Annotated in this window: 18 protein-coding genes; 5 read left to right on the top strand and 13 right to left on the bottom strand. The window is 70.0% G+C overall.

The window, feature by feature from the left end; genetic code table 11:
- Positions 1-837 carry a recombination regulator RecX gene (recX, locus tag IE325_RS40125; protein ID WP_190075122.1) on the top strand — a complete coding sequence of 279 codons (837 nt, stop codon included), beginning with the start codon at positions 1-3 and terminating at the stop codon, positions 835-837.
- Positions 838-1,041: 204 nt separating this feature from the next.
- Here recX and IE325_RS40120 read toward each other — a convergent pair whose 3' ends face one another.
- From IE325_RS40120 to IE325_RS40090, 8 genes are all read right to left on the bottom strand, one after another.
- The gene (locus IE325_RS40120) at positions 1,042-1,476 is read right to left on the bottom strand and encodes a rhodanese-like domain-containing protein (protein WP_229912382.1); all 435 of its coding nucleotides are present in this window, start codon (positions 1,474-1,476) and stop codon (positions 1,042-1,044) included.
- Positions 1,477-1,610: 134 nt separating this feature from the next.
- Positions 1,611-2,171, bottom strand: a complete 561-nt coding sequence (locus IE325_RS40115; protein ID WP_190075121.1) for a cupin domain-containing protein — start codon at positions 2,169-2,171, stop codon at positions 1,611-1,613.
- An 87-nt stretch (positions 2,172-2,258) separates the two neighbouring features.
- Positions 2,259-2,330, bottom strand: coding sequence for a putative leader peptide (locus IE325_RS47160; protein WP_309544753.1), 72 nt, complete (start codon positions 2,328-2,330; stop codon positions 2,259-2,261).
- A gap of 183 nt (positions 2,331-2,513) precedes the next feature.
- On the bottom strand, positions 2,514-4,148 hold the full coding sequence (locus tag IE325_RS40110) for an FAD-dependent monooxygenase (RefSeq protein WP_190075120.1): 1,635 nt from the start codon (positions 4,146-4,148) through the stop codon (positions 2,514-2,516).
- A gap of 176 nt (positions 4,149-4,324) precedes the next feature.
- Positions 4,325-5,233, bottom strand: a complete 909-nt coding sequence (locus IE325_RS40105) for an amino acid ABC transporter permease (RefSeq protein WP_190075119.1) — start codon at positions 5,231-5,233, stop codon at positions 4,325-4,327.
- Positions 5,230-5,904: an amino acid ABC transporter permease gene (locus IE325_RS40100; protein WP_190075118.1), complete on the bottom strand. Its 675-nt coding sequence runs from the start codon at positions 5,902-5,904 to the stop codon at positions 5,230-5,232. The genes IE325_RS40105 and IE325_RS40100 overlap by 4 nt, the downstream gene beginning before the upstream one ends.
- Positions 5,905-6,000: 96 nt before the next feature.
- Entirely contained in the window at positions 6,001-6,843 is an 843-nt protein-coding gene (locus IE325_RS40095; RefSeq protein WP_190075117.1) for a glutamate ABC transporter substrate-binding protein, read from the bottom strand.
- A 103-nt stretch (positions 6,844-6,946) separates the two neighbouring features.
- Positions 6,947-7,723 carry an amino acid ABC transporter ATP-binding protein gene (locus tag IE325_RS40090; protein ID WP_190075116.1) on the bottom strand — a complete coding sequence of 259 codons (777 nt, stop codon included), beginning with the start codon at positions 7,721-7,723 and terminating at the stop codon, positions 6,947-6,949.
- Positions 7,724-8,011: 288 nt separating this feature from the next.
- On the opposite strand from IE325_RS40090, the gene IE325_RS40085 reads away from it, so the two are divergent.
- Positions 8,012-8,698 carry a response regulator transcription factor gene (locus IE325_RS40085; protein WP_190075115.1) on the top strand — a complete coding sequence of 229 codons (687 nt, stop codon included), beginning with the start codon at positions 8,012-8,014 and terminating at the stop codon, positions 8,696-8,698.
- Between the two features lie 9 nt (positions 8,699-8,707).
- Positions 8,708-10,099, top strand: coding sequence for a sensor histidine kinase (locus tag IE325_RS40080; RefSeq protein ID WP_190075114.1), 1,392 nt, complete (start codon positions 8,708-8,710; stop codon positions 10,097-10,099).
- A gap of 96 nt (positions 10,100-10,195) precedes the next feature.
- Here IE325_RS40080 and IE325_RS40075 read toward each other — a convergent pair whose 3' ends face one another.
- Positions 10,196-11,191 (bottom strand): TAXI family TRAP transporter solute-binding subunit, encoded by a 996-nt coding sequence (locus tag IE325_RS40075; RefSeq protein WP_190075113.1) that lies wholly within the window; start codon positions 11,189-11,191, stop codon positions 10,196-10,198.
- Positions 11,192-11,286: 95 nt separating this feature from the next.
- On the opposite strand from IE325_RS40075, the gene IE325_RS40070 reads away from it, so the two are divergent.
- Positions 11,287-11,685: a pyrophosphohydrolase domain-containing protein gene (locus IE325_RS40070; RefSeq protein ID WP_190075112.1), complete on the top strand. Its 399-nt coding sequence runs from the start codon at positions 11,287-11,289 to the stop codon at positions 11,683-11,685.
- A 9-nt stretch (positions 11,686-11,694) separates the two neighbouring features.
- Here IE325_RS40070 and IE325_RS40065 read toward each other — a convergent pair whose 3' ends face one another.
- From IE325_RS40065 to IE325_RS40055, 3 genes are all read right to left on the bottom strand, one after another.
- On the bottom strand, positions 11,695-12,642 hold the full coding sequence (locus IE325_RS40065; protein ID WP_190075111.1) for an NADP-dependent oxidoreductase: 948 nt from the start codon (positions 12,640-12,642) through the stop codon (positions 11,695-11,697).
- Between the two features lie 64 nt (positions 12,643-12,706).
- Positions 12,707-13,003, bottom strand: a complete 297-nt coding sequence (locus IE325_RS40060) for a DUF2218 domain-containing protein (RefSeq protein WP_190075110.1) — start codon at positions 13,001-13,003, stop codon at positions 12,707-12,709.
- Between the two features lie 23 nt (positions 13,004-13,026).
- Positions 13,027-13,686, bottom strand: coding sequence for a GTP cyclohydrolase II (locus tag IE325_RS40055; RefSeq protein ID WP_190075109.1), 660 nt, complete (start codon positions 13,684-13,686; stop codon positions 13,027-13,029).
- 165 nt (positions 13,687-13,851) lie between these two features.
- Here IE325_RS40055 and IE325_RS40050 point away from each other — a divergent pair, with 165 nt between their 5' ends.
- Complete coding sequence (locus tag IE325_RS40050) at positions 13,852-14,322, top strand: MarR family winged helix-turn-helix transcriptional regulator (RefSeq protein WP_190075108.1); 471 nt, start codon at positions 13,852-13,854, stop codon at positions 14,320-14,322.
- Between the two features lie 10 nt (positions 14,323-14,332).
- On the opposite strand, the gene IE325_RS40045 is transcribed toward IE325_RS40050, so the two are convergent.
- The gene (locus IE325_RS40045; protein WP_190075107.1) at positions 14,333-15,601 is read right to left on the bottom strand and encodes an NADH:flavin oxidoreductase/NADH oxidase family protein; all 1,269 of its coding nucleotides are present in this window, start codon (positions 15,599-15,601) and stop codon (positions 14,333-14,335) included.
- Positions 15,602-15,655: the final 54 nt, after the last annotated feature.

Here is a 15,655-nt window from a genome sequence, read left to right as displayed (position 1 = left end):
ATGACACGGCGAACGGACTGGGCCGAGTACGCCACCCACCCGGACACTCCGCAGGAGTGGGGGAGAGGCGGCGACGAGGGTTCCTCCAGGACGGGCGGACTTGCCCATGGAAGGGACTCGGCCCAAGACGGGGACGGGGGGAACGCCGCCGAGGCATGGCCGGAGGACAGCTCGGCATACGGCACCGCTGCCCCCGGCGGCGGCTCGCGTCGCGGCCGTGCCGGGGCTCGGGGCTCGGACGGTTCACGGGGGCGCCGTCGGCGCGGCCGTACGGAGCCGTCCGGTGAGGACGGAGGCTCCTCTTCCTCGTCGAGGGCCGAGGAGAGGACGCCCCCGGGGGACCCGGTGGAGCAGGCGCGGGCGATCTGTCTGCGCCTGCTCACCGGGACCCCTCGCACCCGCAAGCAACTCGCGGACGCGCTGCGTAAACGAGAGATCCCGGACGACGCCGCCGAGGAGGTGCTGTCGAGGTTCGAGGAGGTCGGACTCATCAACGACAGTGCGTTCGCGGATGCCTGGGTGGAGTCCCGGCACCACGGCCGAGGGCTGGCCCGGCGCGCGCTCGCCCAGGAACTGCGCACCAAGGGCGTCGACTCCACGCTGATCGACGCGGCCGTCTCCCAGCTCGACTCCGAGCAGGAAGAGGCGACCGCTCGCGAACTCGTCGACCGCAAACTGCGTTCCACTCGCGGCCTCGACCGTGACAAACGCCTGCGTCGACTGGCGGGGATGCTCGCGCGTAAGGGTTATCCCGAGGGGATGGCTCTGCGGGTGGTCCGACAGGCCTTGGAGGAAGAGGGGGAGGACACGGAGTTTCTGGGGGATGAGGGGTTCTGACGCCGCGCTGCGGCCATGGTCCGGGTGCGGCAGCTCGGACGGACGGTCGTCGGATGACTGCGGGGTTCCGGCCTCGGACACGGTGGACGCGCGGGGGCGCTCATCGCGTTCGAGGCCGGGATCGCCGTAGGAGCCGTAGGCGCTGTCAGGACATTGGGTGGAACGCGGCTCCACCGCCACCCTGCGTGCGCACTCGGACAGCCGTTAGACCTCCTCCGCCCTCGAGGTCACCGGCAATCCCTCCGCCCGCCAAGCCTGGAACCCGCCGATCAGATCGGTGGCCCGGTGCAGCCCCAGCCGTCGTAGCGACTCGGCCGCCAGGCTCGACGCGTATCCCTCGTTGCAGATCACCACGACCCGCAGGCCGTGCCCCGTAGCCTCCGGCGCGCGATGGCTGCCCTGTGGGTCGAGGCGCCACTCCAGTTCGTTGCGCTCGACGACGAGGGCACCGGGGATCAGGCCGTCGCGGTCGCGCAGGGCTGCGTACCGGATGTCGACCAGCAGAACCGCGCCGCCCTGGGCGGCCTCGTACGCCTCCCGGGGCTCGATGCGCTCGTAGCCCGCGCGCACCCGCTCCAGCAACTCGTCGATGCCGACCGGCACCGGCCGCTCGTCCACGCCGCCGTCACCCACTGCCACGCCACCCCCGTCGAGCGGATCCTTGAGCCCACCGCTCACACCACTACCCACACCCACACCGCCGACCGTCAACTCACGCCCGTACCCCGGCCGTTCGCCCGCACCGCGCACCGCAGCTTCGCTCCCCGCCCCGCTCACTGCCAGTTCTCCGGACGCTCCACCTGCTCCAGTCGCAGGATCGGTCCGCTGCGGCTGAAGCGGCGGATCTGTGGGAGGGGCGGGTAGTAGGCGTGAACGGAGATCGCGTGCCGGTCGGCGGCTTCGTTGAGGACCTCGTGCACATGGTGACGGCCGAAGGAGCGGCCCTTGCCGGCGGACAGTCGGCGTGAGCGGTCCACGTCGTCCGTCAGTTCCAGCGTCCGCCAGCCGTCGGCGGGCAGTCGGACGGCGAGCGAGTGCTCCTGGAGCTCACCGGACGCGGTCACGAAAGCCCCCACGGACTCGGCGTGATCGTGCCAGCCGGTGCCCGTCCCTGGCGGCCAGCCGATCAGCCAGGCCTCGCTGCCGCCGGGGCCTTCCAGCCGTACCCAGGTGCGGCCCTCGGGGTCGAGCGGGAGCGAGGCGATCAAGTCGGCGTCGGCGGCCGTACGCCGTACGAAATCGAGAAGGTCCGCCTGCGTGGGAGTGGCGTTCTGTGCGCCGGCCGGCGTGGGAGTCGGCTCGGACGCGGAAACGGCGGCAGGGGAGACAGACACGGGCACCGTCCTGAAGAGAGTTCGCGAAGAGCGCGCGACAGGCCCGGCGAAGGGCGCGGCGCGCGCGGAAGAAGGGGAGATGCGAGTTCAGCAGGACGGGCGACACACGCAGCCCGCATAGCGGACGAGGTCCATATGGACCCTCCGCCACAGGCGCACACAGGTGTCGGTCACGATCCGGAGTACACCATGCCGGTGCGGACCGGTCAACTCACTGTCACTATGCGGACCGCAGAGTGACAGTGAGTGCTGTATTCGGGTGGGATCGGGTTCAAGGGTGAGTGGCTGTCGACCGGGTGCGAGCGACTTCCGACGGCTGGTGGTGTGGACGGGCTCGTGGTGTCAACGCGACCCGGCCGTCGCCCCCGCCTCCTGAGCCGTCGCCTCGACCGGTCCGCCCAGCACCGTCTCGGCCGCCGTGTACAGATCGGCCGGCCGTACCCCGCTCAGCGCCGTCACCAGATGACCGTCGGGCCGTACCAGCAGCACCGAGTGTGCGGCCGCCCCCGGATAGCTCTCGGTGACCAGCAGCTCGGCCGGATACGGCAGCGCCGTCACCGCGGCCGCCAGCCGGGGCATGAGCCCGGCGGTCGCCCAGTGCTTGCGGTCCCACACCCCGGTGCCCGGCGCGATCAGCAGCACCAGCAGCGCGCCGCGCCCGAGCCGGTCCCTGAGCCGGACGAACGAGCCGTCCTCCGCCGTGACCCGCACGTCGATGACCGGCGCACCGCGCGGTGTGTCCACGGGGACCTCGCCGTCAAGGTTCCCGGGCGCGAGCGGCGACTCGGCGTACGACCCCGGCGCACCGATCACTCCCTGCCCCAGGTGGCCGTCCATCAGCAGCGCGTCATGACCCCGGGCGGAGCCGGGGACGTACGCACGCAGCCCTCCGCCCGCGCGCAGCAACGGCAGCGCCTGGTCGGCGGCGCGCAGCCGGGCGGCGACGACCGCGCGCCGCTCGGCCTGGTAGCTGTCGAGCAGCGCCTCGCTCGGCCGGTGGTGCCAGGCCGAGGCCAGCTTCCAGGCGAGGTTGTCGGCGTCCCGCAGCCCCTCGTCGAGCCCATGAGTGCCGAGCGTGCCCAGGCAGTGCGCCGCGTCGCCCGCGAGAAAGACCCGGCCCACGCGCCAGCGGCGCGCCAAACGGTGATGGACCGTGTGAACTCCGGTGTCGAGGAGTTCGTACGGCGGTGTCGGCCCGTCGGACCAGCCGGCGAGCGTGTCGCGGACGTGCCCCACCAGCAGCTCCGGTGTGACCAGGTCCTTGCCCGGCGGCAGCAGCCAGTCGAGGCGCCACACCCCCTCCGGGAGCGGACGTCCGGTGACCTCCCCGCCCGAGGGTCCTGACGTCCGCCACGGCGGCATCCGATGGAGCAACGCGCGACCCTCCCACGGAAGTTCCACGCGCAGCGCGGCCACGGCGTGTCGCTCGACCGCCGTACGGCCAGGGAAGCGGATGTCCATGAGTTTGCGCACGGTGGAGCGTGGGCCGTCGCAGCCGACCACGTAACTTCCTCGCCACCAGGTGCCCTTGGGGCCGCGCGTGTGGACGGTGACGCCCGAGGACTCCTGCTCGATGGCGTCCAGACGGCTGTCCACGGCGACCTTGACGAGCGGTTCGCCGACGAGGGCCGAGCGCAGGGCGCTGGTCAGGACGTGCTGGGCGATGTGCAGGGGGGCCGGATTGGTGAGGTTCTCGGGCGCTTCGTCGGGGTCGTCGAAGGTGACCTCGCGCATCACCTGCTTGCGCCGCATCGACCGCCATCCGGCCCAGTGCCTACCGGCCTCGCCGAGCGGCACACCCGTCAGGCGCGCCACGAGAGCGGTCGTGTCCTCGCGCAGGACGACGGAGCGTGCGAGACGGGGTTCGTCCTTGCCGGGACCCTCGTCGAGGACGACACAGGGCACTTCCTGACGGGCCAGCGCCAGGGCGAGCGTGAGCCCGACGGGCCCCGCTCCGACGATGATCACCGGGTCCACGGCGCGGCGCCCCCTGCCCGCAGCGGTGTCCCCAGGAACGCGAGTGAACAGAAAGTTGGAGCAGGGTGCACGATCACAGAACGTATGCAACCCATTGCCGGTGCTTGCGTCAAGTGACGGAGGGCAGTGGCGATCATGCCACTGCCCTCCGTCAGCTCAAGCGATGTGACTGGTGGTCAGATCGTCCCGCCAGCACCGGTCCCGAAGGAGCCCTGCACGGCCGCCGGGTTCAGCTCCTCCACCTCATCGGCGCTGAGCACCGCACCCGTGCCCTTCTTGCTCCGCCGCAACCTCTGCTCCAGCCAGCTGGCGAAGCTGGTGAGGATGAAGTTGAGGATGATGTAGATGATCGCCACGATGACGAAGCTGGGGATGGGGTTGCCGTAGTTGGCCGCCAGTGTGCCGCGCGCGTTGAGCAGCTCGGTGAACCCGATCATCACGCCGCCCAGCGCGGTGTCCTTCACGATGACCACGAGCTGGCTGACGATGGCCGGCAGCATGGCGGTCACGGCCTGCGGCAGCAGGATGGTCCGCATCGTCTGGTTCTTGCGCAGGCCGATCGCCATCGCGGCCTCGGACTGCCCCTTGGGAAGCGCGAGGATGCCGGCCCGCACGATCTCGGCGAGGACGGACGCGTTGTAGAGCACCAGGCCGGTGACGACCGCGTAGATCGGCCGCTGCTCAGTGGTGACGTTCGTCCAGCGGTCGTAGAACTCGTTGGCGAACAGCATCAGCAGCAGGACCGGAATCGCCCGGAAGAATTCCACGACCCAGGCGGCCGGAAGCCGCACCGAGAGGTGGTCCGAAAGGCGTGAGATGCCGAAGACCGCGCCAAGCGGAAGGGCGATCACCATGGCCAGCGCCGCGGCCTTGAGCGTATTGGCGAGTCCCGGCAGCAGATACGTCGACCAGGCGTTGGACTCCGTGAACGGTTTCCACAGGGCCCACTCAAGCTGGCCCTTGCCATCCATGGCGTCCCAGACGAACCACACGAGCAGGGCGAGCAGGGCGACGAAGACCACCGAGAGGACCACATTGCGCCGTTTGGCGCGAGGGCCCGGGGCGTCGTAGAGAACGGAACTCATCGCTTCACCGCCAGTCGCTTGCTCAGCCAGCCCAGGAAGAGGCCGGTGGGCAGGGTCAGTACCACGAAACCGAAGGCGAAGATCGCGCCGATGAGGAGCGTCTGAGCCTCGTTCTCGATCATTGCCTTCATCAGGTAGGCAGCCTCGGCCACGCCGATCGCCGCCGCAACGGTGGTGTTCTTGGTGAGGGCGATCAGCACGTTGGCCAGCGGGCCGATGACCGAGCGGAAGGCCTGCGGCAGGATGATGAGCCGGAGGGTCTGACTGAAGGTCAGCCCAATGGCACGGGCCGCTTCGGCCTGGCCCATCGGCACGGTGTTGATGCCGGAACGAATCGCCTCGCAGACGAAGGCCGCGGTATAGCCGACGAGACCGAGGATCGCGAGGCGGAAGCCCTGGACCTTGAAGTCGGAGGCGCCCAGCGTCACGCCGAAGACATCGGCGAGACCGAGCGAGGTGAAGATGATGATGACCGTCAGGGGGATGTTCCGGACGATGTTCACATAGGCCGTGCCGAACCCGCGCATGAGCGGGACGGGGCTGACCCGCATCGCGGCCAGAAGGGTGCCCCAGATCAGGGAACCGAGGCCGGAGACGGCGGTCAGTTTCACCGTCATCCAGAAGGCACCCAACAGAGATGGGTCGTTGTAGTCAGAAAGAAAGTCGAACACGATCTCCCGCGCTTCCGGGTGGGTGGCGTATGTGGATAGCGCGACGCGCCGCCGCCCTGATCGCGGTGGACGGCGGCGCGCCGGTCAGGCACTGCGCTACTTGACGATGACGCCGATCTTCGGCGCGGGCTCGTTCTTGTAGTTGGCCGGACCGAAGTTGTCGGCGACCGCCTTGTCCCAGGCCTTCGAGCTGACCATCTTCTCGAGGGCGGCGTTGACCTTGTTCACGGTCTCGGTGTCACCCTTCTTCACACCGATGCCGTAGTTCTCGTTGCTCAGCTTGAGGCCGGCGAGCTTGAACTTGCCCTTGTACTGCGCCTGCGCGGCGTAGCCGGCGAGGATCGAGTCGTCCGTGGTCAGGGCGTCCACGGTGCCGTTCTGCAGCGAGGAGATGCACTCCGAGTAGGTGCTGTTCTCCTTGAGGTTGGCCTTCGGGGCGAAGTCGTCGTGGACGTTCTGCGCCGAGGTGGAGCCGACCACCGAGCACAGGTTCTTGCCGTTCAGGTCGGTCGCCTCGGTGATGTCCGAGTCGGTCTTGACCAGCAGGTCCTGGTGGGCCAGCAGGTACGGGCCGGCGAAGTCGACCTTCTGCTTGCGCTCGTCGGTGATCGAGTACGTCGCCGCGATGAGCTTCACGTCGCCGCGGGCGAGGGCGTTCTCACGGTCGGCGCTCTTCGTCTCGACGAAGTCGATCTGGTCTGCGTCGTAGCCGAGCTCCTTCGCCACATACGTGGCGACGTCGACGTCGAAGCCGGAGAAGGTGCCGTCGGGCTCCTTCAGGCCCAGACCCGGCTGGTCGTACTTGATACCGATCTTGATCTTGTCGCCACCCCCGGAGCCCGACCCGCTGTCACTGTCACCGTCGCCACCACAAGCGGTGGCGGTGATCGAGAGGACGAGGGCGGCGGCCGCCGCGGCGGAGACCTTGCGGAGCTTCATGGTGAACATCCTTTGTGTGGAGAAGAGATGCGTGCCCTCTGGGGGCGGCGGGTGTCGCAGGTCGTCGGATGCGAGACGCAGTCCGTCACGGATGCGGGATCCGTCAGTGGTGCAGGATCTTGGACAGGAAGTCCTTGGCGCGGTCGCTGCGTGGATTGCTGAAGAACTGGTCCGGCACAGCCTCTTCGACGATCTTGCCGTCCGCCATGAAGACCACCCGGTTGGCGGCAGAACGGGCGAAGCCCATCTCATGGGTGACGACGATCATGGTCATGCCGTCGCGGGCGAGCTGCTGCATGACCTCCAGGACCTCGTTGATCATCTCCGGGTCGAGAGCCGATGTCGGCTCGTCGAAGAGCATGACCTTGGGGTCCATGGCCAGCGCCCGGGCGATGGCCACTCGCTGCTGCTGGCCGCCGGAGAGCTGCGCGGGGTACTTGTCCGCCTGGGTACCCACACCCACGCGGTCCAACAGCGCGCGGGCCTTCTCCTCGGCCTGCTTCTTGTCCGCCTTGCGGACCTTGATCTGGCCCAGCATCACGTTCTCGAGCACAGTCTTGTGCGCGAAGAGGTTGAAGGACTGGAAGACCATCCCCACGTCCGCGCGCAGCCGGGCCAGCTCCTTGCCTTCCGCGGGCAGCGGCTTGCCGTCGATGGCGATCGCGCCGGAGTCGATCGTCTCGAGGCGGTTGATGGTGCGGCAAAGGGTGGACTTCCCGGACCCGGAGGGTCCGATGACCACGACGACCTCACCGCGGGCGATCGTCAGGTCGATGTCCTGCAGCACATGCAACGCGCCGAAATGCTTGTTGACGTTCTTCAGGACGACCAGGTCGCCGGTCGCGGCCGCATCTTCCTTGGCCACCGATACTTCGGTCATCGCTCTCAGGCTCCGTCCTCCTCGGTTTCGGAGGACAGTAATAACCGTATCCGACCTGCGTCATCAGTTCTGAGGGGAATCTGAGCATCACGATCCGATAGCAATCGGACACCTGTCGTAGCACTTGTGACCTGCGCGCGTACCGGCTGGGTAACGGAAGCCGCCCGCAACCGGAACCCACTTGACGGCGTCCTCGTCCATCAGCGTGACTTCCATGGTGCACGCGCGTGTGCACACGCAGTGTGTATCTATACGAATCGTACGGCCGGTGAACTGAGGGAGGCCGGGATGAGACTCCTCCTCGTCGAGGACGACAATCATGTCGCAGCCGCGCTGTCCGCGGTGCTGGCGCGGCATGGTTTCGACGTCACGCACGCGCGTAGCGGCGAGGAGGCACTTCAGGCGCTCATCCCCGAGGGGAACGGCTTCGGTGTCGTCCTTCTCGACCTCGGCCTGCCCGACCAGGACGGTTACGAGGTCTGCGGCAAGATCCGCAAGCGCACCAGCACCCCGGTGATCATGGTCACCGCACGCTCGGACGTGCGCTCCCGTATCCATGGCCTCAATCTCGGGGCCGACGACTACGTGGTCAAGCCCTACGACACCGGGGAGCTGCTCGCCCGGATCCACGCCGTCAGCCGGCGCACGGTCTCCGAGGAGCCCGGGGCGGGTGGTGAGGGTGTGCTGCGGCTGGGGGCCGTTCATATCGAGCTGCCCACGCGTCAGGTCAGCGTCGACGGTTCCGTCGTCCAGCTGACCCGCAAGGAGTTCGATCTGCTCGCCCTGCTGGCCCAGCGTCCGGGGGTCGTCTTCCGCAGGGAGCAGATCATCAGCGAGGTGTGGCGCACGAGTTGGGAGGGGACCGGGCGCACCCTTGAGGTGCATGTGGCGTCCCTGCGCGCCAAGCTGCGCATGCCGGCGCTGATCGAGACCGTTCGCGGCGTCGGGTACCGGCTCGTCGCCCCGGGCTCGTAGCGGGCAAGGGTGCGCACTCGACTCCTCCCGCTGCTGATCGTCCTGATGGCGGCCGTGCTGCTCGCGCTCGGCGTCCCGCTCGCGATCAGTACCGCCGCCGCCCAGCAGCAGAAGGTCGTCGTCGACCGGATCGACGACACGGCGTACTTCGCGGCCATCGCCCGCCCCGCCGCCGACACCACCACCGGCTCCCGTGACGACCTGCGCATCCTGAGCCGGGAGCTGGAGAGCTACTACGACGTCTACGGCATCCGGGCCGGCGTCTTCCTGCCCAATGACACGCCGCTCGCCAACGGGCCGACGACCTGGTTCCTGCCCGAGACCGGCGAGGTGCGCGACGCCTTCGAGGAGTCGTTGCTGAGCCGGCGCAGCCATGACCCCCGGCAGGTGTGGCCCTGGCAGCGGGGGCGCCTGGTCGTCGCCTCGCCGGTGATCCGGGACGGTGATGTCGTCGCGGTCGTCGTCACCGATTCGCCGACCGGGCAGATGCGCTCGCGGATCCTGCACGGCTGGCTGATCATCGGCGGCGGTCTGACGGCGGCGATGCTGGTGGCTGTCGGTGCCGCCCTGCGGCTGACCGGCTGGGTGCTCAGGCCGGTGCGCGTCCTGGACGTGACGACGCATGAGATCGCCAGCGGCAGGCTCAAGTCGCGCGTCGCGGTTGCCAGCGGTCCGCCGGAACTCCGGCGGCTGGCCCGGTCGTTCAACGAGATGGCGGACAACGTCGAGGATGTGCTGGAGCAGCAGCGCGCCTTCGTCGCCGACGCCTCGCACCAGCTGCGCAACCCCCTCGCGGCGCTGCTGCTGCGGATCGAACTGCTCGCTTTCGAACTTCCGGAGGGCAATGCGGAGATCGCGTCGGTCCAGGCCGAGGGCAAGCGCCTCGCCCAGGTCCTGGACGACCTGCTCGACCTGGCCCTGGCCGAGCACACCGAGGCCGACCTGAGGCTCACCGACGTCGGCGCGCTGGCCGCCGAGCGCGTCGCGGCCTGGTCGCCGACCGCCGAGGCCAAGGGCGTGCGGCTGATCGGGAACTGTCCGGCCACCACCGGCTGGGCCGACCCCGTCGCGCTGTCCAGCGCCCTGGACGCGGTGATCGACAACGCGGTCAAGTTCACGCCGAAGGACGAGAGAGTCATGGTCACCGTCACCTCCAACGGCTCCATGTCGACCATCGAGGTGACCGACCACGGCCCCGGCCTCAGCGACGAGGAGCTCACCCGCATCGGCGACCGCTTCTGGCGCAGCGGCCGCCACCAGAACATCAAGGGCTCCGGCCTGGGCCTGTCGATCTCAAGGGCCCTGCTCGCGGCGGGCGGGGGCTCGATCACCTACGGCAATCACGAGCCGCACGGGTTGCGGGTGACGGTGACGGTGCCGAGGTCGGCCCCTGCGGAGTAGCGCGGGTGCGGCGGGTTACGGGTTCCGAGTCACGGGTTCCCACGGGAGGTCGTCCGGGGAAGCCTGCCCGACTGGTTTCTACGGCTAGGGCTACGGCTACGGCTTGACCGAGCGGTAGTACCGCTGCGCCCCGTCGTGCAGCGTCAGCGGGTCGGTGTAGATCGCCGTACGCAGATCGACGAGCTGGGCGGAGTGGACGTGCGCGCCGATGCCGTCGCGGCTCTTGATCACCGTACGGGTGAGCCACTCGGTGAGCCGGGGGTCCATGTCCTTGCGGGTGATCAGCAGGTTGGAGACGGCGATCGTCGGCACCGTGTCGCCGTTCTGCACGGTCGGATACGCCGACTCCGGCATGTTGGTCGCACGGTAGAAGTGCGCCGTGTCGCCCTGGGCGTGCACCTTGGCGACGAGGTCGGAGTCGATCGGCACGAACCGGAACGCCGAGGCCTCGGCGATCTTCGCCAGCCCGTCCGTCGGCAGGCCGCCCGACCAGAAGAACGCGTCGAGCTCATGGCCGAGCCGCTTGGGCCCGGTGTCGATGCCGTCCGCCCTGGGCGTGATGTCCTTCTCGGGGTCGATGCCGGCGGCCCGCAGTACACGCGTGGCGATGAGCCGTACGCCCGAGTTGGGCAGCCCTATGGCCACCCGCTTGCCCTTCAGGTCCGCCACGGAGCGGATGTCCGAGTCCGGCGGGACGACCAGCTGAACATAGTCGTCGTACAGGCGGGCGACTCCGCGCAGCCGGTCGGTGACGGACCTGCCACCCATCTGGTGCGTGTCCACCGCGTCGGCGGCGGCGATGGTGAAGTCGGCCTTGCCGGTCGCCACCCGCTCGACGTTCTCCTGCGACCCGGCGCTCGTCAGCAGCCGTACCTTCAGCTGCGGCATGTCCCTGGCGAGCTCGTTGCGCAGAAGCTCGCCGTACTCCTGGTACACCCCCGCGCGCGTGCCGGTGCTGAAGGTGATCGTCCCGCTGGGCGGCTCGTCGCCCAGGGGCAGCAGCCACCACAGCAGCAGCCCGAGGGCCACGAAACCGGCGGCCCCGCCCCTGAGGGCGTGGCGCCTGCTGATGCGGGTGAGTGCCTTGGACATGGCGGCGATCCTGCCAGCCGGGACGTGGTGCTGACCAGGGTCGGGGTCACAGTGCGCGAGGCCGGGGTGTCAGTGCGGGCCGATACAGTCGCCGCATGAGTTCCTCGCCCGCCGACCTGGTCCGTGAATTCCACCGTGCCTTCGGGCTCGACGCCCGCAGTACGCCGACGGCGATCGCCCCGGAGCTGGCCGCGCACCGTGGAGAGCTGCTGGCGGAGGAGGCCGCGGAGGTCGCCGAGGTCTCCGTGACCGGCCCGCTCGACAGACTCGCGCACGAGCTGGCGGACGTCGTCTATGTCGCGTACGGCACCGCCCTGGTCCACGGCATCGACCTCGACGCGGTCCTCGCCGAGATCCACCGCTCCAACATGACCAAGCTGGGCCCCGACGGCCAGGTCGCCCGCCGCGCCGACGGCAAGGTCCTCAAGGGCGAGCACTACGAGGCGCCGGACGTGTCGGAGGTGCTGCGCCGCCAAGGGTGGGTGAGCCGGTAGAGGTGGGCGTCAGAGCAGGATGACCGTTTTGCCGCGCGAGCCTCCGGCGCGAGCGCGCGCCACGGCGGCCGGGGCGTCGGTCAGGGGGACCTCGGCGTCGATCGTGATGCGCAGCTTCCCCGCGTCGGCCAGGGCGGCGAGGGACTCCAGTTCCTTGCGGCTGGGGTCGTTGACGAGGTTGACGCCGTGGATCTCGCGGGCGGCCAGGGCGTCGGGGTCGGCGGCCCGGTTGGTGCTCACGAAGGTGCCGCCGGGCTTGAGCAGCCCCGCCAGGGCGTCGATGTCGCCGCCGGGCCGGGTGATCAGGTCCAGGACGGAGTCGATGCCGTCGGGATGGGCGGCGAGGACCTGCTCGGCCGTGGGCGCGGTCGTGAAGTCGATGGTCTCGTCGGCGCCGAGATCGCGGAGGCGGCCGGCGATGTCGCCGGTGGCGGTGGCCAGCACCCTGGCCCCCTGGAGGGCCGCGAACTGGATCGCCGACTGGCCTACGCCGCCGGACGCGCCGTTGATCAGGATCACCTGCCCGGTGTCGAGGCGGGCGGCCTCGATGGCCTGGTAGGCGGTGACGCTGGCGGTGGGCAGCGCGGCGGCGACCGGGAAGGGCAGGTCGTCGGGCATACGGGCGAGGGTCCCGTTCTCGGCGGCCAGGACGTACTCGGCGTAGGAGCCGCGGCCGTACGGAAGGTTCATGAACTGGCCGTAGACGGTGTCGCCGGGCCGGAAATGGATCACCCCGGGGCCGATGCGCTCGACCACGCCGGCCCCGTCGGAGCCCATGACCAGTGGGAAGCCATGCTCGACCGCGCCCTTGAGGGCTCCGTCGGCGACCTTCCAGTCGAAGGGGTTGAGCGCGGCGGCGTGCAGCCTGACCAGCAGCTCGCCCGGGCCCGGTTCCGGCACGGGCAGATCGGTGAGGAGCGGCTCGGCGCCGAAGTCGGTGATGGTGACGGCCTTCATGGCGGTGCGGTGCCTTTCTCTCGGGCGTCGTGTGTGTCGGCGTCGCTTGTGCGTGTCCCGGGCATCAGTCCTCGGTGGGCTCGTCCCAGGTGACGCTGAGCTCATTGCGCTGTCCGAAGCGTTCGAGGTGGCTGCCCACGACGTCCCGGATGGCGGTGAGCGAGGAGGTGTCGGGTGCGGTGACGCGGATCAGCAGATGGTCGTCCTGGGGTTCGAGGAGGACGTCGGTGGTCTGGAAGGTGAGGCGTCGGCCGCCGTCCGTCGTCTCCTCGACCGGGATCTTCCGGCCGAAGTGCGAGGCGAGCTGCTTGGCGTAGCGCGGTGCGGCGTCGGTGGCGACGCGGGCGCGGGAGGAAGGCATGGCGTACTCCGGGGGCGTGGGGGTCAGCCGGCCAGAGCCGGCAGGGGCAGCGCGATGGTGTGGTGCGTGTGCTCGGCCTTGGCGTGCAGATAGCGGACGTTGCTCTCGGTGGCGAAGACCCCGGTCGGCCGGACGAAGCGCACCGCCATGCCCAGGTCGCGCAACTGCCCCGCCTTGTCCGGGTTGTTGGTCAGCAGGTCCAGTTCGCCGATGCCGAGCGCGGTGAGCATCTGGGCGGCGGCGGTGTAGTCACGGCCGTCCTCGGGCAGGCCCAGCGCGGTGTTGGCCTCGTAGGTGTCGAGGCCCGCGTCCTGGAGGGCGTACGCGTCGAGCTTGTTGTAGAGGCCGATGCCGCGGCCCTCCTGGCGGAGGTACAGCAGGACGCCGCCGGTGGCCGCGATGCGCTCCACTGCCTCGCGCAGCTGGGGACCGCAGTCGCAGCGGGCCGAGCCGAAGACATCGCCGGTCAGGCACTCGGAGTGCAGTCGCACCAGCGGCGCGGGCGCCGCCGCGGGGTCGCCGAGGACCAGCGCCACATGCTCCTTGCCGTCGGCCAGACCGTGGAAGGTGACCACGTCGGTGGTGACCTCGTAACCGTCGGCGAAGCGGAGCGGGATGGTCACGCGGGTGCGCACCGAGGCGCCGGAGGCGGGTGCGGGACCTGTGGAGGGGGCAGCGTCCATGAGTGGGCTCCTTCGAGACCGGCAGGTTCAAATTTGAACCTCGATGGCTCGACGATAGCGCGAAGTTTCAAATTTTGAACATCCCGATCAGGTGTTGCGCCGGTCACATCGAGAGGTCGTGTGCAGCCCGCGTTCGAATTTGAACCATCGCGCTAACGTGGAGACATGGCCGAACCGCAGTGGCTGAACGAGGACGAGCTGCGTGCCTGGTACGCCTTCGTGGCCGCCGGAGCGCTCATGAACCGTCGCCTGGACCAGCAGCTCAAGGAGGACGTGGGGATCACGCACCTCCAGTACGAGATCCTCGTGCGCCTCGACGCCGCCAAGGACCGCGAGCTGCGCATGAGCGAGCTCGCTGGCGCCCTGCTCAACTCCAAGAGCGGACTGACGTACCAGATCACCCAGCTGGAGAAGGCCGGCCTGGTGGCCCGGCGCTCCTGCGCGAGCGATGTGCGCGCGGTCTACGCCGGGCTCACCGACGCGGGCCGGAGCATGCTGGAGCGGGCGGCGCCCGGCCATGTCGCCCTTGTCCGCGAGCTGCTCATCGACGTCCTCACCCCGGGGCAGCTCGCGACCGTCGCCGATGGGCTGGGCGAGGTCACCCGGCGTATGCAGGAGAGCGAGGCCCCGCGATAGGGCGTGGCCGTCACGCGTTGCGGTCCGCCGCCTCCGCGCGATACGCCGGGGTCGTGGGCAGCCAGGAGCGGTAGCGGCTCAGTGCCCGGCGCTGCGCCAGCTGGTCGGAAACCAGCGCGTGGACCGGGCGGGTGCCGACGGCCGGCTGCCGGCCACGAGCGATACGACGCATCTGGTGGCGGACCAGCGCCATGGCGGCCGCCGAGGCGAGCGCCTTGTCCGACCAGGTCACCGGCCGCGGCCGCCCGTCCGCCTCCCGGCCCGCGCGCCAGCGTTCGGGCAGGTCCGGGGTGGCCGCGAGGGCGGTGCCGAGACCGACCAGGGAGACACCGCCGGCGAGAACCTCCTCGGCGGTCTCCCGCCGGGTGATCCCGCCCGTCAGCATCAGCGGGAGCGGGCTGGTGGTGACCAGATCGGCGGCGAGGTCGAGGAAGTACGCCTCACGGGCCCGGGTGCGCGCGTCCGTCGCGTGGCCCGACATGGCCGGGCTCTCGTAGCTGCCGCCCGACAGCTCGACCAGGTCGACGCCGAGCGGTGCGAGCATCGCGATGACGCGGCGCGCGTCGTCGACGTCGAACCCGCCGCGCTGGAAGTCGGCCGAGTTGAGCTTCACCGCCACCGCGAACGAGGGCGCCACCGCCGCGCGGACCCCACGCACGACGTCCAGCAGCAGCCGGGCCCGGTTCTCCAGCGGGCCACCCCACGCGTCGGTGCGCCTGTTGACCAGCGGAGACAGGAACTGCGACAGCAGATAGCCGTGCGCGGCATGGATCTGCACCCCGTCGAACCCGGTTCGCTCGGCTCGCACCGCTGTCGTACGGAACCGCGCCACCGTGGCCTCGATCTGCTCCGGCGTCATGGCGACCGGCCGCCCGAACCGCTTGCTGTGCCGGCCCAGCTCCACCGCCACGGCCGACGGCCCCCACACCACGCCAGGCATGCCCGCAAGGACCTGCCGGCCGGGGTGGTTGATCTGCATCCACATCGCCGCGCCGCCCGCCTTGCCGGCCTCGGCCCATGCGGCGTACGGCTCCAGCGGAGCGGCGCCGTCCAGCACCAGGCCACCGGGGACGGTCAGGGCCTCGGCGTGCACCATGACATTGCCGGTGATCAGCAGCCCGGCGCCCCCGGCACCCCAGCGCCGGTACAGCGCCAGCACCCGCCGGTCCGGCAGCTGGCCCGCACCGGCCAGTCCGCCCTCCATGGCCGCCTTCGCGATGCGGTTGCCGAGAACCTGACCGGACCGTAGCCGGAACGGGGAGAACAGCTCGCTGGACATCCGCCGCTTCCTCTCGGCCACCTGCCGTGGTGAACGGCGCTCACGTTAAGCGGG

Source organism: Streptomyces lanatus (genome assembly GCF_014655715.1).
Lineage (GTDB): Bacteria > Actinomycetota > Actinomycetes > Streptomycetales > Streptomycetaceae > Streptomyces > Streptomyces lanatus.
This window is presented reverse-complemented; position numbering and strand designations above follow the sequence as displayed.